This is a genomic window from Kitasatospora sp. NPDC057015, from assembly GCF_042673745.1.
Classification (GTDB): domain Bacteria; phylum Actinomycetota; class Actinomycetes; order Streptomycetales; family Streptomycetaceae; genus Kitasatospora.
In genome coordinates this window covers 127,945-145,562 of record NZ_JBHUSG010000012.1, presented here as the reverse complement: position 1 = coordinate 145,562, position 17,618 = coordinate 127,945, and the positions used below count along the sequence as shown (strand labels likewise).

22 protein-coding genes are annotated in these 17,618 nt (G+C 74.0%); 19 read left to right on the top strand and 3 right to left on the bottom strand.

From position 1 onward, the window contains the following. Positions 1 to 42 precede the first annotated feature (42 nt). A complete protein-coding gene (locus ACFTWP_RS14880; RefSeq protein WP_380264909.1) occupies positions 43 to 1,632 on the bottom strand; it encodes an oxidoreductase in 1,590 nt (529 codons plus the stop codon). A gap of 80 nt (positions 1,633 to 1,712) precedes the next feature. Between ACFTWP_RS14880 and hisD the strand changes: the two genes are divergently transcribed. The 10 genes from hisD to ACFTWP_RS14830 all read left to right on the top strand — a co-directional run bounded on the left by hisD (position 1,713) and on the right by ACFTWP_RS14830 (position 9,918). Beyond that, entirely contained in the window at positions 1,713 to 3,023 is a 1,311-nt protein-coding gene (gene hisD / locus ACFTWP_RS14875; protein WP_380264908.1) for a histidinol dehydrogenase, read from the top strand. After that, positions 3,020 to 4,117, top strand: a complete 1,098-nt coding sequence (locus tag ACFTWP_RS14870) for a histidinol-phosphate transaminase (protein ID WP_380264907.1) — start codon at positions 3,020 to 3,022, stop codon at positions 4,115 to 4,117. Before hisD ends, ACFTWP_RS14870 begins: the two co-directional genes overlap by 4 nt. A gap of 5 nt (positions 4,118 to 4,122) precedes the next feature. Beyond that, positions 4,123 to 4,734: an imidazoleglycerol-phosphate dehydratase HisB gene (gene hisB / locus ACFTWP_RS14865; RefSeq protein WP_380264906.1), complete on the top strand. Its 612-nt coding sequence runs from the start codon at positions 4,123 to 4,125 to the stop codon at positions 4,732 to 4,734. Continuing rightward, a complete protein-coding gene (locus ACFTWP_RS14860; RefSeq protein WP_190209161.1) occupies positions 4,731 to 4,883 on the top strand; it encodes a hypothetical protein in 153 nt (50 codons plus the stop codon). The genes hisB and ACFTWP_RS14860 overlap by 4 nt, the downstream gene beginning before the upstream one ends. 19 nt (positions 4,884 to 4,902) lie before the next feature. Beyond that, a complete protein-coding gene (gene hisH / locus ACFTWP_RS14855) occupies positions 4,903 to 5,538 on the top strand; it encodes an imidazole glycerol phosphate synthase subunit HisH (protein ID WP_380264905.1) in 636 nt (211 codons plus the stop codon). 21 nt (positions 5,539 to 5,559) lie between these two features. After that, positions 5,560 to 6,285: a bifunctional 1-(5-phosphoribosyl)-5-((5-phosphoribosylamino)methylideneamino)imidazole-4-carboxamide isomerase/phosphoribosylanthranilate isomerase PriA gene (priA, locus tag ACFTWP_RS14850; RefSeq protein ID WP_355646912.1), complete on the top strand. Its 726-nt coding sequence runs from the start codon at positions 5,560 to 5,562 to the stop codon at positions 6,283 to 6,285. Continuing rightward, positions 6,282 to 6,713 carry a RidA family protein gene (locus ACFTWP_RS14845; RefSeq protein WP_380264904.1) on the top strand — a complete coding sequence of 144 codons (432 nt, stop codon included), beginning with the start codon at positions 6,282 to 6,284 and terminating at the stop codon, positions 6,711 to 6,713. The genes priA and ACFTWP_RS14845 overlap by 4 nt, the downstream gene beginning before the upstream one ends. Then, positions 6,710 to 7,489, top strand: coding sequence for an imidazole glycerol phosphate synthase subunit HisF (gene hisF, locus ACFTWP_RS14840; RefSeq protein WP_380264903.1), 780 nt, complete (start codon positions 6,710 to 6,712; stop codon positions 7,487 to 7,489). Before ACFTWP_RS14845 ends, hisF begins: the two co-directional genes overlap by 4 nt. A gap of 318 nt (positions 7,490 to 7,807) precedes the next feature. Continuing rightward, positions 7,808 to 9,004: an NAD(P)/FAD-dependent oxidoreductase gene (locus tag ACFTWP_RS14835; protein ID WP_380264902.1), complete on the top strand. Its 1,197-nt coding sequence runs from the start codon at positions 7,808 to 7,810 to the stop codon at positions 9,002 to 9,004. Then, positions 9,001 to 9,918, top strand: a complete 918-nt coding sequence (locus tag ACFTWP_RS14830) for an RNA polymerase sigma-70 factor (protein ID WP_380264901.1) — start codon at positions 9,001 to 9,003, stop codon at positions 9,916 to 9,918. Before ACFTWP_RS14835 ends, ACFTWP_RS14830 begins: the two co-directional genes overlap by 4 nt. An 80-nt stretch (positions 9,919 to 9,998) precedes the next feature. Here the strand turns inward: ACFTWP_RS14830 and ACFTWP_RS14825 are convergent, their stop codons facing one another. After that, the gene (locus tag ACFTWP_RS14825; protein ID WP_380264900.1) at positions 9,999 to 10,664 is read right to left on the bottom strand and encodes a TIGR03085 family metal-binding protein; all 666 of its coding nucleotides are present in this window, start codon (positions 10,662 to 10,664) and stop codon (positions 9,999 to 10,001) included. 118 nt (positions 10,665 to 10,782) lie between these two features. Continuing rightward, a complete protein-coding gene (locus tag ACFTWP_RS14820; protein ID WP_380264899.1) occupies positions 10,783 to 11,346 on the bottom strand; it encodes a hypothetical protein in 564 nt (187 codons plus the stop codon). A gap of 155 nt (positions 11,347 to 11,501) precedes the next feature. Here ACFTWP_RS14820 and ACFTWP_RS14815 point away from each other — a divergent pair, with 155 nt between their 5' ends. The 9 genes from ACFTWP_RS14815 (at position 11,502) to trpM (ending at position 17,615) form a co-directional block, all read left to right on the top strand. Then, a complete protein-coding gene (locus ACFTWP_RS14815; protein WP_380264898.1) occupies positions 11,502 to 11,972 on the top strand; it encodes a hypothetical protein in 471 nt (156 codons plus the stop codon). A gap of 59 nt (positions 11,973 to 12,031) precedes the next feature. Beyond that, positions 12,032 to 12,406, top strand: a complete 375-nt coding sequence (hisI, locus tag ACFTWP_RS14810) for a phosphoribosyl-AMP cyclohydrolase (RefSeq protein WP_380264897.1) — start codon at positions 12,032 to 12,034, stop codon at positions 12,404 to 12,406. 79 nt (positions 12,407 to 12,485) lie between these two features. Beyond that, positions 12,486 to 13,997, top strand: coding sequence for an anthranilate synthase component I (locus ACFTWP_RS14805; protein WP_380264977.1), 1,512 nt, complete (start codon positions 12,486 to 12,488; stop codon positions 13,995 to 13,997). Positions 13,998 to 14,037: 40 nt separating this feature from the next. Continuing rightward, a complete protein-coding gene (locus ACFTWP_RS14800) occupies positions 14,038 to 14,616 on the top strand; it encodes a Uma2 family endonuclease (protein WP_380264896.1) in 579 nt (192 codons plus the stop codon). Between the two features lie 129 nt (positions 14,617 to 14,745). Further along, on the top strand, positions 14,746 to 15,390 hold the full coding sequence (locus ACFTWP_RS14795; protein WP_380264895.1) for a TIGR02234 family membrane protein: 645 nt from the start codon (positions 14,746 to 14,748) through the stop codon (positions 15,388 to 15,390). A 185-nt stretch (positions 15,391 to 15,575) separates the two neighbouring features. Further along, positions 15,576 to 15,833 (top strand): HGxxPAAW family protein, encoded by a 258-nt coding sequence (locus ACFTWP_RS14790; RefSeq protein ID WP_380264894.1) that lies wholly within the window; start codon positions 15,576 to 15,578, stop codon positions 15,831 to 15,833. A gap of 107 nt (positions 15,834 to 15,940) precedes the next feature. After that, positions 15,941 to 16,384 (top strand): DUF2752 domain-containing protein, encoded by a 444-nt coding sequence (locus ACFTWP_RS14785; RefSeq protein ID WP_380264893.1) that lies wholly within the window; start codon positions 15,941 to 15,943, stop codon positions 16,382 to 16,384. A gap of 259 nt (positions 16,385 to 16,643) precedes the next feature. Next, positions 16,644 to 17,456 carry an indole-3-glycerol phosphate synthase TrpC gene (trpC, locus tag ACFTWP_RS14780; RefSeq protein ID WP_380264892.1) on the top strand — a complete coding sequence of 271 codons (813 nt, stop codon included), beginning with the start codon at positions 16,644 to 16,646 and terminating at the stop codon, positions 17,454 to 17,456. 9 nt (positions 17,457 to 17,465) lie between these two features. After that, entirely contained in the window at positions 17,466 to 17,615 is a 150-nt protein-coding gene (trpM, locus tag ACFTWP_RS14775) for a tryptophan biosynthesis modulator TrpM (protein ID WP_380264891.1), read from the top strand. The last annotated feature ends 3 nt before the right edge of the window (positions 17,616 to 17,618 follow it).

Genomic DNA, 17,618 nt, shown 5'->3' with positions numbered 1-17,618 from the left:
CGGCGCGCCAGGATTGCCGCCCGCTCCCGCCCCGGCGGCCGCTCAGCCGCGCTGCAGCAGCCGGGTCGCGCCCGCCACCACCGTGGTCGCCAGCACCCAGCCGACCACGACCAGTCCGGCGCTGACCCACTGCCCGGCCCCGGCCGGGTTCCAGCCGCCCTGCCCGAAGTCGACCACCGGCAGCAGCTGGCTCAGCGTGTACAGGGCGGCGTTCCAGTGCGGCCGTTCGTCCGCCTTGAGCGGCTCCGGGGGGTGCTGGTGGAAGAAGAGCGTGCCCAGCACCCAGGCCAGCAGCAGCCAGAGCGCGGCCCGGCCGGGCCGGTAGCCGTACCCGACGGTGGCCTCCTGGAGCCGGCCCCAGACCCGGCTGGGCAACGGCAGGGTGGCCTGGCGGCGGCGCTGCTTGGCGTACAGCACCTCTCGGGCGTCGTCGTCGGCGCCGTCCCGGCGCAGCGCGGCCGCCAGCTGCTCGTACGACTCCGGCTGGAAGTCGACGGAGGCGCTCTCCAGCCAGGCGATCCGTTGCCGGACGCCGAACGGCGCCAGCGGGCGCAGGACCTCGTAGGTGAACCCGGTCAGCCCCAGGTGCCTGCCCTGTGGCCAGCTGCCGGGCGCGTCCACCAGGTTGCCGACCTTGGCGCGGGAGAGCGAGACGGTGCCGGTGGGCCGCATCCGGCAGGCGAAGCGCAGTTCGGGGGTCTGGATCCGGCGCAGCGACAGTTCCTCGTCCGCCCCGAGGTGGAACTCGCCCGAGACGAGGCAGGCGCTCTCGAACCTGGCGTCGGAGAGCCGGACCCTGCCGTACGCGCGGAACGGCGTGCTCGGCGAGTTGAGCGGCGCGTGCTCGCCGTACCCGGAGCCGTAGTACGAGCGGGAGCCCAGCCAGCCGCCGTCCGCCGAGCTGGTCAGGTAGAGGGTGTGGCCGACGGTGAGGCGCACCGCGTTGAGGCAGGTGCGGTTCTGCTCGGTGCAGCGCAGTTGGGCGCCGCGCAGCGAGAGCCGGCCGCCGATCCGGGCGGTGCGCAGGCTCAGCTCGCCGTTGGACTCCAGCCGGTCGGCCTCGAAGTCCTGGCTGATGTTCATGCCGTCGGCGGAGAGCGAGCGGCCGAAGCGGTCGGCGCCGACCACGGCCTGGTTGAGCAGCAGGTCGGTGCCGATCCGGGCGTCGGTCAGCCGGATGCCCTCGGGTATCCGGCAGCGGGCGAGATGCAGGTCGCCGTCGGTGGCCAGCCGGGACGCCTCGATCCGGGGTATCAGGCAGCTGACGAACCGCAGCGTGCCGGCCCGCGCCTCGGACATCAGCACGGTGTTGCGGAACCGGCAGTCGTGCAGTTCCACGTAGTGCGCGATGGTGCCGCCGGCCAGCACCAGCCGCCCGGTGATGTACGCGCCGGTGAGCTTGAGCGCGGCCACCCGGCCGGGTACGGCGGCCGGGCCGTCCAGCAGCAGCCGGGCGATCACCTCGGCGCGGATCGTCCGCTCCGGGCCCCAGAGCGACTCGCCGAAGACGGCGTCCTGCTCCTCGACGTCGGTCGCCAGGGTGTAGATCTCGCCCTTGCGGAACGCCTCCCACAGGCCCTGTTCCACGGGTGTCCAGTCGTCCGGTGCCTGCTCCACGATGCTTCCCCCCATGATCCCCGACCGTCTCGGCTTTCGTATCACGGACTGAAATGCGGGGCCGCCCGTTCCGGCCACTCCTTACACTGGGTGGCGTGATCTCTCGAATCGACCTCCGCGGCTCTCTCGAAGACCCGCGTGACCTGCTGCCCCGTGCCGAGTTCGACGTGGAGGCCGCCCTGGAGAGGGTGCGGCCGATCTGCGAGGACGTACGCCATCGCGGGGTCGCGGCGCTGATCGAGATCACCGAGCGCTTCGACGGCGTGACGCTGGCCTCCACCCGGGTGCCCGAGGCGGACATCACCGCCGCGCTGGAGACCCTGGACCCGAAGGTCCGCGCCGCGCTGGAGGAGTCGATCCGCCGCGCCCGCCTGGTGCACCGCGAGCAGCGCCGCACCGACCACACCGTCCAGGTGGTGCCGGGCGGCACGGTGACCGAGCGCTGGGTGCCGGTCGACCGGGTCGGCCTGTACGTGCCGGGCGGCCTGGCCGTCTACCCGTCCTCCGTGGTCATGAACGTCGTCCCCGCGCAGGAGGCGGGCGTGCAGGGCATCGCCGTGACCTCGCCGCCGCAGCGCGACTTCGGCGGATCCGTCCACCCGACCATCCTGGCGGCCTGCGCGCTGCTCGGCGTCACCGAGGTGTACTCCGTCGGCGGCGCCCAGGCGGTCGCGATGTTCGCGTACGGCACCGAGGAGTGTCGCCCGGTCAACCTGGTGACCGGCCCCGGCAACATCTACGTGGCCGCCGCCAAGCGCCTGCTCAAGGGCCGGATCGGCATCGACGCCGAGGCCGGGCCGACCGAGATCGCCGTCCTCGCCGACGACAGCGCCTCGCCGCGCGACGTCGCCGCCGACCTGATCAGCCAGGCCGAGCACGACCCGATGGCCGCCTCGGTGCTGGTCACCGACTCCCTCGCGCTCGCCGACGCCGTCGAGACCGAGCTGAAGGCCCAGGTCGCGAACACCAAGCACCGCGAGCGGGTCACCGAGGCGCTGGCCGGCCGGCAGTCCGGCATCGTGCTGGTCGACGACGTCGAGCAGGGCCTCGCGGTGGTCAACGCCTACGCCGCCGAGCACCTGGAGATCCAGACCCGCGACGCCCGCGAGGTCGCCGCCCGGGTCCGCAACGCGGGCGCGGTCTTCATCGGCCCGTACGCCCCGGTCTCGCTCGGCGACTACGCCGCCGGCTCCAACCACGTGCTGCCCACCGGCGGCTGCGCCTGCCACTCCTCGGGCCTGTCCGTGCAGTCCTTCCTGCGGGGCATCCACGTCGTGGACTACAGCCGCGAGGCGCTGGCGGACGTCGCCGCGCACGTGGTCAACCTCGCCGACGCCGAGGACCTGCCCGGCCACGGCGACGCCATCCGTGCCCGCTTCGACTGGACGGTACCGAACGCCTCGTGAAGATCGACGACCTGCCCGTACGGGACGAACTGCGCGGCCAGTCCCCGTACGGCGCGCCGCAGCTCGACGTCCCCGTCCAGCTGAACACCAACGAGAACCCCTACCAGCTGCCCGAGCCGCTGGTGGCCCGGATCGCCGAGCGGGTCGCCGAGGCGGCGCGCAACCTCAACCGCTACCCGGACCGCGACGCCGTCGAGCTGCGCACCGAGCTGGCCCGCTACCTCACGCGCACCACCGGGTTCGAGCGCGCCCCCGAGCAGGTCTGGGCGGCCAACGGCTCCAACGAGGTCATCCAGCAGCTGCTGCAGACCTTCGGCGGGCCCGGCCGCAGCGCGCTCGGCTTCGAGCCCTCGTACCAGATGCACGAGCTGATCTCGCGCGGCACCGGCACCCGCTGGATCGCCGGCCCGCGCCGCGCCGACTTCACCATCGACGTGGACGCGGCCGTCGCCGCGCTCGCCGAGCACCGCCCGGACGTGCTGTTCATCTGCTCGCCGAACAACCCGACCGGCACCGCCGTCGACGCCGCCACCGTGCTCGCGCTCCACGACGCCGCCCAGGCCGTGAAGCCGACCATGGTGATCGTCGACGAGGCGTACGTCGAGTTCTCGCACCGCGCCTCGCTGCTGCCGCTGCTCGAAGGCCGCCCGCTGCTGGTGGTCACCCGCACCATGTCCAAGGCCTTCGGCGCGGCCGGTCTGCGCCTCGGCTACCTGGCCGCCGACAAGGCGGTGGTGGACGCCGTGCAGCTGGTCCGGCTGCCGTACCACCTGTCGGCCGTCACCCAGGCCACCGCGCTGGCCTGCCTGGAGCACACCGACACCCTGCTCGGGTACGTCGAGCGGCTCAAGGCCGAGCGGGACCGCCTGGTCGACGCGCTGCGCGCGCTCGGGCTGGACGTCACCGAGTCCGACTCCAACTTCATCCAGTTCGGCACCTTCGAGGACCAGCACGCCGTCTGGCGCGCGATCCTCGACCAGGGCGTCCTGATCCGCGACAACGGCGTCCCCGGGCAGCTGCGCGTCACCGCCGGCACGCCCGCCGAGAACGACGCCTTCCTGGACGCCGTCCGCACCGTCACCAAGGAGCTTTGAACCCTATGTCCGCGAAGAACGACGGTGCCCGCACCGGCCGGGTCGAGCGCACCACCAAGGAGACCTCGGTCCTGGTCGAGATCAACCTCGACGGGTCGGGGAAGACCGACATCTCCACGGGCGTCGGGTTCTACGACCACATGCTCGACCAGCTCGGCCGCCACGGACTCTTCGACCTGACCGTGAAGACCACCGGCGACCTGCACATCGACACCCACCACACCATCGAGGACACCGCCCTCGCGCTCGGCGCCGCCTTCAAGCAGGCGCTCGGCGACAAGGTCGGCATCTACCGCTTCGGCAACTGCACCGTCCCGCTGGACGAGTCGCTGGCCCAGGTCACCGTCGACCTCTCCGGCCGGCCGTACCTGGTGCACACCGAGCCGGAGTCGATGGCGCCGATGATCGGCAGCTACGACACCACGATGACCCGGCACATCTTCGAGTCCTTCGTGGCCCAGGCGCAGGTGGCCCTGCACATCCACGTCCCGTACGGTCGCAACGCGCACCACATCGTCGAGTGCCAGTTCAAGGCCCTCGCGCGTGCCCTGCGCTACGCCTCCGAGCGCGACCCGCGCGCGGCGGGCATCCTCCCCTCGACCAAGGGCGCACTGTGAGCAAGGCCGCAACCCTCCTGATCATCGCCGGACTCTTCCTGTCCGGCGGCGTGTACTCGTTCTGGAAGCAGAAGCAGTCCAAGAGCCTGGTCGCGGTCCTCGCGATCGGCGCGGCGCTGTGCCTCGTTTCCGGCGTCATGCGCCTCTAGAGACTGGACGACAACCTTCATGGCCAAGAACGTGGTGGTCCTCGACTACGGGTCGGGAAACCTGCGCTCCGCCCAGCGGGCCGTCGAGCGCACCGGCGCCAACGTGACGGTGACCTCGGACTTCCAGACCGCCCTGGACGCCGACGGCCTGCTCGTCCCCGGCGTCGGCGCCTTCGAGGCCTGCATGCGCGGGCTGAAGGCGGTCCGCGGCGACGTGATCATCGGTCGCCGGCTGGCCGGCGGCCGCCCGGTGCTCGGCATCTGCGTCGGCATGCAGATCCTGTTCGAGCGCGGCGTCGAGCACGGGGTGGAGAGCGCCGGCTGCGACGAGTGGCCCGGCACCGTCGAGCCGCTGGACGCGCCGATCGTCCCGCACATGGGCTGGAACACCGTGGACGCCCCCGAGGGCAGCCGGCTGTTCGCCGGCCTGGACGCGGACGCCCGCTTCTACTTCGTGCACTCCTACGGCGTGCGCCACTGGGAGCTCCAGGTCACCAACGACAACATCGCCGCCCCGCTGGTCACCTGGGCCACCCACGGGCAGCCGTTCGTCGCGGCGGTCGAGAACGGCCCGCTCTGGGCCACCCAGTTCCACCCCGAGAAGTCCGGCGACGCCGGCGCCGCCCTGCTGACCAACTGGGTCAACACCCTCTGACATCCGGAGAGTTGCAACTCCATGAGCAACCGCCTCGAACTCCTCCCCGCCGTCGACGTCCGCGACGGCCAGGCCGTGCGCCTGGTCAAGGGCGCCTCCGGCAGTGAGACCTCCTTCGGCGAGCCGCTCGCCGCCGCCCTGGCCTGGCAGAGCGCCGGCGCCGAGTGGCTGCACCTGGTCGACCTGGACGCCGCCTTCGGCACCGGTGACAACCGCGCCCTGGTCCGCGAGGTCACCGAGCGCCTCGACATCAAGGTCGAGCTCTCCGGCGGCATCCGCGACGACGCCACCCTCGCCGCCGCGCTCGCCACCGGCTGCCGCCGGGTCAACCTGGGCACCGCCGCCCTGGAGACCCCGGAGTGGGTCGCCAAGGTCATCGCCGAGCACGGCGACAAGATCGCCGTCGGCCTGGACGTGGTCGGCACCACCCTCAAGGGCCGCGGCTGGACGAAGGACGGCGGCGACCTCTTCGAGGTGCTCGCCCGCCTGGACGCCGAGGGCTGCGCCCGCTACGTCGTCACCGACGTCAACCGCGACGGCACCCTGACCGGCCCCAACCTCCAGCTGCTGCGCGACGTCTGCGCCGCCACCGACCGCCCGGTGGTCGCCTCCGGCGGGGTCTCCTCGCTGGCGGACCTGCGGGCCATCGCCACCCTCGTCCCCGAAGGTGTCGAGGGAGCGATCGTGGGCAAGGCACTCTACGAGCAGAAGTTCACCCTCGAAGAGGCCCTGGAGGCCGTGTCATGACAGATCGTCAGATCGTACGCGGCAAGCTGGCCGGAGCCTCCCCCTGGGAGGACGACTTCGGCTACTCGCGGGCGGTGGCGGCGGGCGACCACGTCGTGGTGGCCGGCACCACCGCCTGGGTGAACGGGAAGATCGAGCACGAGGGCGACCCGTACAACCAGACCCTCGCCGCCTTCGGCGTGGGCCTCGGGGCCCTCGCCGCGTACGGTCTGACGGCGGACGACGTCGTCCGCACCCGGATGTACATCACGCACGTGCGCGACGCCGACGAGGTGGGCCGGGCCCACAAGAAGCTCTTCGACGCCGCCCGCCCGGTCGCCACCATGGTCGTGGTCGAGGGCCTGATCGACTCCCGGATGATGGTCGAGATCGAGCTGGAGGCCTACCGCGCCGGGCTCGCAAGCACTTTGGAAGGCAAACAGCCGTGACCCTCGCTGTACGTGTGATCCCCTGCCTCGACGTCGACGCGGGCCGGGTGGTCAAGGGCGTCAACTTCCAGAACCTGCGCGACGCCGGTGACCCGGTCGAGATGGCCAAGCTGTACGACGCCGAGGGCGCCGACGAGCTGACCTTCCTCGACATCACCGCCTCCTCCGGCTCCCGCGAGACCACCTACGACGTGGTCCGCCGCACCGCCGAGCAGGTGTTCATCCCGCTCACCGTCGGCGGCGGCATCCGCGCCGTCGAGGACGTCGACAAGCTGCTGCGGGCCGGCGCCGACAAGATCGGCGTCAACACCGCCGCGATCGCCCGCCCCGAGCTGATCCGCGAGATCGCGCAGCGCTTCGGGCGCCAGGTGCTCGTCCTGTCGGTGGACGCCCGCCGCTGCCCCGAGGGCACCGAGACCGCCTCCGGCTTCGAGGTCACCACCCACGGCGGGCGCAAGGGCACCGGCCTGGACGCGGTGGAGTGGGCCGGCCGGGCCGCCGAGCTCGGCGCCGGCGAGATCCTGCTCAACTCGATGGACGCGGACGGCACCAAGGACGGCTACGACCTGGACATGATCCGGGCCGTCCGCAAGACCGTCTCCATCCCGGTGATCGCCTCCGGCGGCGCCGGCAGGCTCGCCGACTTCGCCCCCGCGGTCGAGGCCGGGGCGGACGCGGTGCTCGCCGCCAGCGTCTTCCACTTCGGCGACCTGCGGATCGGCCAGGTCAAGGACGCCCTGCGCGAGGCCGGGCACCCGGTCCGCCAGGCGCACTGACCACGAGCGCCGTGCGCGGCCACAGGGTCTGATCACGGCGAAGGCCTCCGGTCCGGTTCGGCGTCGAGGCGCCGCACCGCACCGGAGGCCTTCGTGTTCCACCGCGATGCCCGGCGCCGGTCGGGGCGTCGTGGAGCCGGTCGTGCGCGCGGGCGGTGTGCGGACGCACCGAGCTACTCCGGGGGGATGCCGCGCGCGGTCACCCGCTCCCGTGGTGTGGCGCAGGTCACTTCTGCTCCATGTCACGAACGGGAGGGCAGCCTGCGTCTGGTGGTCGTCCCCGCAGCGGGGGCCACCGGCACGAAGGAGACAGCAGCGATGAACGCGACAGCAGCGCAGCGGCACGAGGTCCTCGTCCTGGGCGCGGGCTACGCCGGGCTCTCCGCCGCGATCCAGCTCGCGGCCCGCACCAGGAAGCGGGTGGACCTGCGGGTGACCCTGGTCAACCCCCACGACACCTTCACCGAGCGGCTGCGCCTGCACATGACCGCCACCGGCCAGGAGACGGCCGCGATGAGCATCCCGGAGCTGCTGGACGGCACCGGCGCCGCCTTCGTCCGCGGCTGGGTCACCGCCGTGGACGCCGAGGCGAAGACCGTCCGGATCGACGACGACCGGGTCCTGCACTACGACACCCTGGTCTACGGCCTGGGCAGCGTCGCGGACACCGTCACCGTCCCCGGCGTGGACGAGCACGCCCACACCCTCGACGGCCCGCAGGACGCCGCCCTCCTCGCCGACCGGCTGACCCGGCTCGACGACGGCGGGAGCGTGGTGGTGGCCGGCAGCGGCCTGACCGGTGTCGAGGCCGCCGCGGAGATCGCCGAGCGGCACCCGCGGCTCCGGGTGCTGCTGCTGGGCCGGCAGGAGCCGGGCGCGACCATGCACCCCAAGGCCAAGGCGTACCTGGACGCGGCGCTCGCCCGGCTCGGCGTGGCGGTGCGCAGCGGCGTCGACGTGAGCAAGGTGCTGCCGGACGGCGTCGAGCTGGCGGACGGCTCCGGCGTCCCGGCGGCCGCGGTGCTGTGGACCAGCGGTACCCGCGTCCCGCCGCTCGCCGCCGCCGCGGGCCTGACCGTCGACGAGCGCGGCCGGGTGGTCACCGACGGTGCGCTGCGCTCGGTCTCCCACCCGGACGTCTACGCCGTGGGCGACGCGGCGGCGATCCGTCAGGGCTACGGCGTGATGCACGGGACCTGCCAGGGCGGCATGCCCACCGGCGTGCACGCGGCCCTGTCGATCCTGCGGGTGCTCGCCGGCAAGGAGCCCAGGCCCTTCCGCTTCGGCTACTACCACACGCCCGTCAGCCTGGGCCGCGGCGACGCCGTCGTGCAGTTCACCCACCCCGACGACAGCCCGCGCCGGGTCGTGCTGACCGGCAGGCGGGCCGCGAAGTACAAGGAGACGGTCTCCGCCGCGCCGTGGGCGACCTTCGCCCGCATGAAGAGGATGCCCGCCTCGGGCGCCCTCTGGCCGCACGGTGGCCGCCACACCCGGACGAGGAGCGCCAAGTGACCCAGCACCAGCAGGCCGGCCCCGACCAGCTCGCCTTCCAGCAGTACCGCACCCTGCTCTTCTCGGTCGCCTACCGCATCCTCGGCAGCGCCGCCGACGCCGAGGACGTGGTCCAGGACGCCTGGCTCAAGTGGTCGTCGGCCGACCGGTCCCAGGTCGCCGACCCCAAGGCCTACCTGGCCCGGATCATCTCCAACCTGGCGATGGAGCGGCTGCGCTCCACCCGCCACCAGCGGGAGACGTACGTCGGGCCGTGGCTGCCCGAGCCCGTCCTCACCGGCCCGGACACCGCCGACGGCGTCGCCACGGCGGACTCCGTCTCGATGGCCCTGCTGGTGGTCCTGGAGACCCTGAGCCCCCTGGAGCGGGCGGTCTTCGTGCTGAAGGAGGTCTTCGCCTTCAGTCACGCGGAGATCGCGGAGGCGGTGGAACGCTCCGAGCCGGCGGTCCGGCAGGCCGCGCACCGCGCCCGCGAGCACGTCCGGGCCCGCCGCCCCCGCTTCACCGCGGACCGCGCCCGCCGGCGGGACGTCACCGAGCGCTTCCTCGCGGCGGCGACGGGCGGCGACATCAACACCCTGATGGAACTGCTCTCCCCGGACGTGACGCTCTGGACCGACGGCGGCGGCAAGGTCCGCCAGGCCCTCAAGCCGGTCGTCGGCCTGGAGACCGTGGCCCGCTGGTTCGCCGCCCTCGGCACCGTGTCCTACCAGGGCGTCGAGCCCGGGCAGATGCGGGCGGAACTCACCTGGATCAACGGCGGCCCGGGCGTGGTCTTCCGCGGCCCGGACCGCGTGGTCGCCACGCTGACCTTCGACCTCGATCCGGAAGGCCGCATCTCGACCATCCACAACGTGGCCAACCCGGACAAGCTGCACGCCGTCGCCGACGGCATCCGGCTCGAACTCCCCTGAGCCGCCGGATCGTTGCCGGCGCCCCCGGAACCCGCGCCGGGGCCCGGGGCGGCCGTGCGGTGGTCGGCGGCGGACAGGCCCTAGGGGCAGGACTGGCCGCCGACCGCGCCGGGGGGCAGCGGAAGCGCCCTGCCCAGTGCGGCCACCGCCTCCTCCGGGCCCTCCACCTCGACCTCGGCGCGGGCGCCGCGGCCCCCCGCGAACAGCACCAACTCGCCGGGATCGCCGATCACTTCGACGTAGTCGCCGCCGCCGGAGCCGACCTCGATCCGGCCCTGCCCGACCGCCCGCAGCCCCAGCCGCACCGGTGACCTCGGGGCCGCCTCCAGCCGCGCCACCATCGGCAGCCGGCGCCACAGCGCCGCGGCCAGGGCGGGCGAGACCTCCAACGGCTCCCACGGCCCGGCCCGGCGGACGTCCTCCGCGTGCACGAAGTACTCGACGGTGTTGGCCGCCTCGTCTGCGCCCGGCAGCGCGAACGGCGACAACCGCGGCGGCCCGGCGCGGAACATCCGCACCAGCTCCTCGTACGGCCGCCGCGCGAAGCCCGCCTGCACCCGCGCCGTCCACCCGGCCAGCGGACCGATCCGGATGCCCGCGGCCGCGTCCATCCGCCGCTCGCGCAGCACCAGGTGGGCGGCGAGGTCCCGGGTGGTCCACCCGGTGCACAGGGTCGGCGCGTCCGGGCCGGCCGCCGTCAGCAGGTCGGCCAGGCGGTGGCGCTCGGTACGGGCGTGGTTCGACATGGCGCTCACCCTACGCCGGGCCCCCGGCCGCCCGCCGGAAGTTCGTCCACCCCGCAGCCTTCCACGCCAACGCCGCCCGCTCCACGGCCGCCCACGGGCCGTCGTCGCACCGGCACCCTCAGCGCAGACTGCCCGTCAGCTTGGTGCCGCCCTGCTTGTTGCTGGCCGCCAGCGTGCAGGTGGCGTCCCGCATGCCCTGCTGGTAGTACGCCAGGTACGGCCCCAGCGGGAACCCGAAGTAGGGGCCGCCACCGCCCTGGCGCTGCTCCGCGCCGGCCACGGCGGCCGTGCAGGCCTCCCGCAGGGCCCGGCCGATCTGGCTGTCGCTGGTCAGGCCCTCCGGCAGCAGCACGTTGGCGATCGACTCGGCGTCGTGCGGGCCCTCGCAGGGCCGCGCCTCGGACTTCGTGATCACCTTGCTCAGCTGCGGGTGGTCCAGGCAGGTCCCGACCGGGAAGAACGGGTACGGCAGCACCTTGGTGGGCGTCGGGGTGGGCGTCGGCGTCGGGGAGGGCGTCGTGGCGGTGGGGGAGGGCGCGGGCGGCGGCAGCGCCACCGGCCTGCTCTCGGGCCACAGCAGCACGGTGGCGACCACCCCCAGCAACACCACCAGGACGGCGGCGACGGCGAGGACCAGGCCCCGCGACGGACGGGCGGCGGCGGGCGGCGGCTCGGTGCTCATGGTCCGAGAATGGCCCACCGGGCCGCCTCCCGGCAGGCGGTTCGCACAACTCGTGCCCGCCGGCGGCCCGCCGCGGGGGATCCGTTCGTCCGTACCGGCGGCCCCACCCGGTGGCTTAGGCTGGCCGCGGCACGACACGTTCCCAGGAGTAGCGGATGCGCGTCGGAATCACCGGGTACCAGGGGCTTTCGGGCATCACCGAGATGCTCGTACGCGGCGACCTCTGGAAACTGGTCACCACCTTCGGCCCGTACGAACTGGTCGGTGTCAGCTGCGTGGAGGAAGGACCGGAGAGCTGGTTCGCGCAGTGCGTCCTGGACCACGGCGGCAAGCTGGAGGTGATCGTCCCCGGCGGGGCCTCGGTCTTCGCGACGGTCGGCGACACCCACCGCAGCACCCGGCTGCGCCTGATGAACGAGGCGAACGCCGTCCACCGGCTGGCGCCCGTCGAGCTCGGCGGCCTCGGGGACGACACCGGCACCGCACTGGTCGGCATGGTCGACGAGGTCATCGCCGTCTGGGACGGGGCGCCCGGCACCGCGCCGGGCCGGGTCTCGGACCTCGCGCACCGGGCCGGCCTCTACGTCCACCGGATCTGGCCCGACGGCTGCGAGCCGCCCGCCTGACGCCCCGCCCGGCGGTGCTGGCGCGGGCGCCGGCACCGCGTGCTGACAGAATGGGACGCATGTCCACCACACCCGCCGCCCCCGGCAGCACCGCCCTGGCCGCCGACATCGCCGCCCGCCTCAAGCGCACCCCCGACGGGCTGCTGCCGGCCGTCGCGCAGCAGTACGACTCGGGCGAGGTGCTGATGCTCGGGTGGATGGACGACGAGGCGCTGCACCGCACCCTCACCACCGGCCGCTGCACCTACTGGAGCCGCAGCCGCAGCGAGTACTGGGTCAAGGGCGACACCTCCGGGCACTTCCAGCACGTCAAGTCCGTTGCCCTGGACTGTGACGGCGACACCCTGCTGGTCAAGGTCGACCAGGTCGGCGCCGCCTGCCACACCGGCGAGCGGACCTGCTTCGACGCCGACGTGCTGCCGCTCACTCGCTAACCTTTCCCCAGCCATCCCGCCGCTCGTACGCCTCCCGTCCGCCGTACAGGACGCCACACAGGAACCGGTGCCGCCGCTCATGGACCTCGACGCCTTCCGCAAGCTCGCCGTGGACACGCGGGTCATCCCGGTCACCCGCCGGCTCCTCGCGGACGGCCTCACCCCGATCGGGCTCTACCGCAGCCTGGCCGGCGAGCGCCCCGGCACCTTCCTGCTGGAGTCGGCCGAGCAGGGCAGCTGGTCCCGCTACTCCTTCGTCGGCGTGCGCAGCGCCGCCACCCTGACCGCCGGGCCGGACGGCCGGGCCCGCTGGCACGGCGAGGTACCGGTCGGCATCCCCACCACCGGCGACCCGCTCCAGGTGCTGCGCGCCGCCGTCGAGGCCCTGCACACCCCCCGGCACACCGACGGCCTGCCACCGCTCACCGGCGGCCTGGTCGGCTACCTCGGCTACGACGTGGTGCGCCGGCTGGAGAAGCTCCCCGAGCTGACCCCGGACGACCTCAAGCTGCCCGAACTCACCATGCTGCTCGCCACCGACCTGGCCGTCCTCGACCACTCCGACGGCACGGTGCTGCTGATCGCCAACGCCGTCAACCACAACGACCTGGCCAGCGGCGTCGACGAGGCGTACACGGATGCGCTGGCCCGGCTCGACGCGATGGAGGCCGAGCTGCGCAAGCCGGTCGACCCGGGCCTGGCCACCTTCACGCCCACCGCCGTCGAGGCCGTCTCGCCGTTCGGCGGGGCGCCCTACCGGGCCGCGGTGGAGGAGATCAAGGAGCGGATCCGGGCCGGCGAGGCCTTCCAGGTGGTGCCCTCGCAGCGCTTCGAGGCACCCTGCCCGGCCTCCGCGCTGGACGTCTACCGGGTGCTGCGCACCACCAACCCCAGCCCGTACATGTACCTCTTCCGGTTCCCCGGCCCGGACGGCGGCGCCGAGGGCGGCTTCGACGTGGTCGGCTCCAGCCCCGAGGCACTGGTCAAGGTCACCGAGGGCCGGGCGATGGTCCACCCGATCGCCGGCACCCGGCACCGCGGCGCCACCCCGCAGGAGGACGCCGACCTCGCCGCCGAGCTGCTGGCCGACCCCAAGGAGCGGGCCGAGCACCTGATGCTGGTCGACCTCGGCCGCAACGACCTCGGCCGGGTCTGCACGCCGGGCAGCGTCGAGGTGGTCGACTTCATGTCGGTCGAGCGCTACAGCCACGTGATGCACATCGTGTCCACCGTCACCGGCGAGGTCGCCGCCGGCCGGACCGCCTTCGACGTCCTCACCGCCTGCTTCCCGGCCGGCACCCTCTCGGGCGCGCCGAAGCCGCGCGCGATGCGGATCATCGAGGAGCTGGAGCCCACCCGCCGCGGCCTGTACGGCGGCTGCGTCGGCTACCTGGACTTCGCCGGGGACTCCGACACCGCGATCGCCATCCGCACCGCGGTGCTGCGCGACGGCACCGCCTACGTCCAGGCGGGCGCCGGGGTGGTCGCCGACTCCGACCCGCACAGCGAGGACACCGAGTGCCGCAACAAGGCCGCCGCCGTGCTGCGCGCCGTGGCCACCGCGAACACCCTGCGCGCGCCGCTATCGTGAGGGGTGCCGGTCCGTCCAGCCACGCAGGGAGGTGCCGGGGATGACCGGGACGCCTCCGGAGAGCGCCTGGGACGAGCCCGCGGTGGCGAAGCCGCCGCAGGGGTACCGGGTGGAGATCACCGACGGGAAGGTCATCATGACGCCCCAGGGCATCAGCAGGTGGAAGGTGATCCTCCGGGCGGCCCCGCAGATCGAGGCCCAGCTGGCCGGGCACGGGGACGTGCTGTCGGGTGTCCCGCTGGACTTCCCGTCCGCCCGCTCCGGCTACGCCCCCGACCTCGCGGTGCTGGCGCCCGGCGCCGTCGTCAACGCCCGTGGCCGCTACGAGTGGCACGACCTGGAAGCCGCCCTCGACGTGGTGCCCAGGCCCGACCAGGACGAGGACTTCGTCAAGAAGCTCCGGGTGTACGCCCGGAGCGGCGTGCCGCTGTACGCGGTCGTCGACCCGGCCGAGGCGGTCTGCACGGTGCACAGCGACCCGCAGGACACCGGCTCGTACCGGGACGCCGAGCGGGTGCCGTTCGGCAACGACGTCTACCTCCCGCTGGGGGAGCGCACGCTGGTGGTCCGCACCGACGAGTTCCCCGCCGAGGGCGCCGCGCCGACCCCGGGCGCCTGACCGGCCGCGAGTTCCCTGCCGAGGGCGCCGCGCCGACCCCGGGCGCCTGACCGGCCGCGAGTTCCCCGCCGAGGGTGCCCCGCCGACCCCGGGCGCCTGACCGGCCGACCCCCGGGAGACACTGGACGGGTGAGCGCACTTCCCGCACCCCGAACCGAAGAGGCGGCCCCGGCCGCCCCCGCCACGCCCCCCGCGGCGGCGGGCCGCCGCACCCTCGGGCCGATGCTGCTGCTGACGGTGCTCGGCGCGGTGCTGGTGCTGACCGCCGCCGGCCGGGTCTGGGCCACCGGCACGGTCGCCGGCGTCACCGGCGGCACGCTGCGGGTCTCGGTGACCGGCGGTACCGTCTCGGGCCTGCCGACCGGCCTGGCGCTGACCGCCCTGGCGGCGGCCGTGGCGGTCTTCGCGGTGCGCGGCGCAGGGCGGATCGCGGTCGGCGTCCTGACCGTGCTGGCCGGCCTGGGCGTCGCGGTCGGCGCCGCCCTGAACGCCGGCGACGCCACCGCGCTGCACGCCGAGGCGGCCCGCAAGCTCGCGCTGGCCGGCGCCCGGGCCGAGCAGGTCGACCACAGCGTCTGGCCCTGGCTCGCGCTGGCGGGCGGCCTGCTGATCGCGCTGGCCGGCCTGCTGACCGTCCGCTTCGGGCGGAGCTGGCCGGGCATGGGCAGCCGCTACGACGCCCCCACCCGCAAGGCGCCGGCGAAGGCCGCCGGGGACACCCCCGCCGACCTCTGGAAGGCGCTGGACCGCGGCGAGGACCCGACCGCGACCTGACGCCCGGGGCCGACCGCTCGGCCCGGCCGGGTGACCGGACATGTGAGCCGATAGACAGCGGCCCCCCTTTGGGGCCCGGCACGGCGGCCCGGCACAATGGACTACGACAACCCGCCAGGAGCCCCCGGACCTGCCTCGACCCCGCAGTCCCGGCCGGACCCCGGAGAACCAAGGAGCAGCATCAGATGTCGGCAGCAGCACACGGCCACACCCCCGCCGCCTGGACCGGCGTGACCATCGCCTTCATCGGCTTCACGGTCAGCGGCGTCGCGATGATCATTCCGAACGTCGCCCTGGTCTGGGCCGGCCTCGCGGTCGTCCTGCTCGCGGGTGTCGTCGGCAAGGCGATGTCGATCGCCGGCATGGGCCGCCAGCCCAGCCCGTACTACGAGGACGCCCCCGCCGTCGCCGCCGAGAAGCAGAAGGCCGCCGTCGCCGCCTGAGAGCCGGCGGCTCCCGGTAGCGCACACGTGCTCCCGGTGCGGCGGGCGCCACGCCCGCCGCACCGCTTCGCCCCCGCCGGAGGTCCGGCGGGGGCAGAATCGTCCGGGTGAACGCCGCTCCCGCCGCCCCCGCGCCGCAACCCTCCGTACTGCGCCGCCTGGGCACCCCGCTGGCCGCCCTGCTGGCCGTGGCCGCGCCCACGATCTACGTGGCCGCGGTGGACCCGAACGCCCCGGGCCACTACCCCACCTGCCCGTTGCTCCAGGCCACCGGCTGGTGGTGCCCGGGCTGCGGCGGGCTGCGCAGCGTCCACGCGCTCACCCACGGCGACCTGCTGTCGGCGGCGCACGACAACGTCCTGGCGGTGGCGCTCGCCGCGGTGCTGGCGGTGTTCTGGATCCGCTGGACGTGGGCGGCGCTGAGCGGCGGCCGGGCGCCGGTGGTCGTCCTCGGGGCCCGGCGCGCGGTGCTGCTGGGGTTGCTGCTGGTGGTCTTCATGGCGCTGCGCAACCTGCCGCTGGGGGCCGGGCTGGCGCCTCCGGTGGTCTGAACGGGTGCGCGCCGGGCGCGGGCGGATGCCCGCCATGTGGTCGGGGCGGTCCGCTCCGCGAGACGCGCGCCGGGTGGATGCGCCCCGCGCTCCCCGGTGCCGATACCATCGAAGTGCCGACGAGGGCGTACGGGCACAGAATCCTCACCGATCTGTGTGACATCGCAGCCGTCGGCTCGACTGGACTGCCAGGCCGGGAGGACCGCAGGTCGCCCGGGCTCGCAGCTCGCAGAACTAGCAGAATGATGGGGGCGCCCGCGTGAGTGTGCTCGACGAGATCATCGACGGGGTCCGTGAGGACCTCGCGGAGCGGCAGGCCCGGGTATCCCTGGACGAGCTCAAGGAGCTCGCCGCGAAGGCTCCCACCGCCAAGGACGGCGTGGCCGCCCTGCGCGGCGACGGGGTACGGGTGATCTGCGAGGTCAAGCGCTCCAGCCCCTCCAAGGGCGCACTGGCCGCGATCGCGGACCCGGCGGCCCTGGCGCTCGACTACGCGGCCGGCGGCGCCGCCGCGATCAGCGTGCTGACCGAGCAGCGCCGCTTCGGCGGCTCGCTCGCCGACCTGGACAGCGTCCGGGCGGCGGTCGACACCCCGCTGCTGCGCAAGGACTTCATCGTCACCGCGTACCAGCTCTGGGAGGCCCGCGCCCACGGCGCCGACCTCGCCCTGCTGATCGTCGCCGCCCTCGACCAGCCGGCCCTGGTGTCGCTGATCGAGCGCGCCGAGTCGATCGGCCTGACCCCGCTGGTCGAGGTGCACGACGAGGAGGAGATCGCCCGCGCGGTCGACGCCGGTGCCCGGATCATCGGAGTCAACGCCCGCAACCTCAAGACCCTCGAGGTGGACCGCAACACCTTCGGCAACGTCGTGGACAGCATCCCGGCGCACATCGTCAAGGTGGCCGAGTCGGGTGTCCGCGGCCCGCACGACCTGATCGCGTACGCCAACCTCGGCGCCGACGCCGTCCTGGTCGGCGAGTCGCTGGTGACCGGCAGGGACCCGAAGGCGGCCGTGGCCGACCTGGTCGCGGCCGGCGCCCACCCCGCACTGCGCAACACCGGCCGGGGCTGACCCGCCGCCATGTCACTCGCCACCCGCCTCGCTCCCGGCTGCCGCCCGCGCGGCTGCCGCGCGCCCGCACGTCGGGTGCTGGGGCGGCGGGTGCGCTACGTGATCGGCTGCGAGCCCGGGCAGGTGCAGGGGCGCCGATGGCGCAGGACGTACGGCTGAGCA

Bases quoted from the DNA above. Each gene is read 5' to 3' on its own strand.
- hisB (WP_380264906.1), top strand. From the start codon at position 4,123: ATGTCCGCGAAGAACGACGGTGCCCGCACCGGCCGGGTCGAGCGCACC.
- ACFTWP_RS14835 (WP_380264902.1), top strand. From the start codon at position 7,808: ATGAACGCGACAGCAGCGCAGCGGCACGAGGTCCTCGTCCTGGGCGCG.
- hisH (WP_380264905.1), top strand. From the start codon at position 4,903: ATGGCCAAGAACGTGGTGGTCCTCGACTACGGGTCGGGAAACCTGCGC.
- ACFTWP_RS14790 (WP_380264894.1), top strand. From the start codon at position 15,576: ATGTCGGCAGCAGCACACGGCCACACCCCCGCCGCCTGGACCGGCGTG.
- ACFTWP_RS14815 (WP_380264898.1), top strand. From the start codon at position 11,502: ATGCGCGTCGGAATCACCGGGTACCAGGGGCTTTCGGGCATCACCGAG.
- trpM (WP_380264891.1), top strand. From the start codon at position 17,466: ATGTCACTCGCCACCCGCCTCGCTCCCGGCTGCCGCCCGCGCGGCTGC.
- ACFTWP_RS14845 (WP_380264904.1), top strand. From the start codon at position 6,282: ATGACAGATCGTCAGATCGTACGCGGCAAGCTGGCCGGAGCCTCCCCC.
- ACFTWP_RS14805 (WP_380264977.1), top strand. From the start codon at position 12,486: ATGGACCTCGACGCCTTCCGCAAGCTCGCCGTGGACACGCGGGTCATC.
- priA (WP_355646912.1), top strand. From the start codon at position 5,560: ATGAGCAACCGCCTCGAACTCCTCCCCGCCGTCGACGTCCGCGACGGC.
- ACFTWP_RS14820 (WP_380264899.1), bottom strand. From the start codon at position 11,346: ATGAGCACCGAGCCGCCGCCCGCCGCCGCCCGTCCGTCGCGGGGCCTG.
- ACFTWP_RS14825 (WP_380264900.1), bottom strand. From the start codon at position 10,664: ATGTCGAACCACGCCCGTACCGAGCGCCACCGCCTGGCCGACCTGCTG.
- ACFTWP_RS14800 (WP_380264896.1), top strand. From the start codon at position 14,038: ATGACCGGGACGCCTCCGGAGAGCGCCTGGGACGAGCCCGCGGTGGCG.
- ACFTWP_RS14880 (WP_380264909.1), bottom strand. From the start codon at position 1,632: ATGGGGGGAAGCATCGTGGAGCAGGCACCGGACGACTGGACACCCGTG.
- hisI (WP_380264897.1), top strand. From the start codon at position 12,032: ATGTCCACCACACCCGCCGCCCCCGGCAGCACCGCCCTGGCCGCCGAC.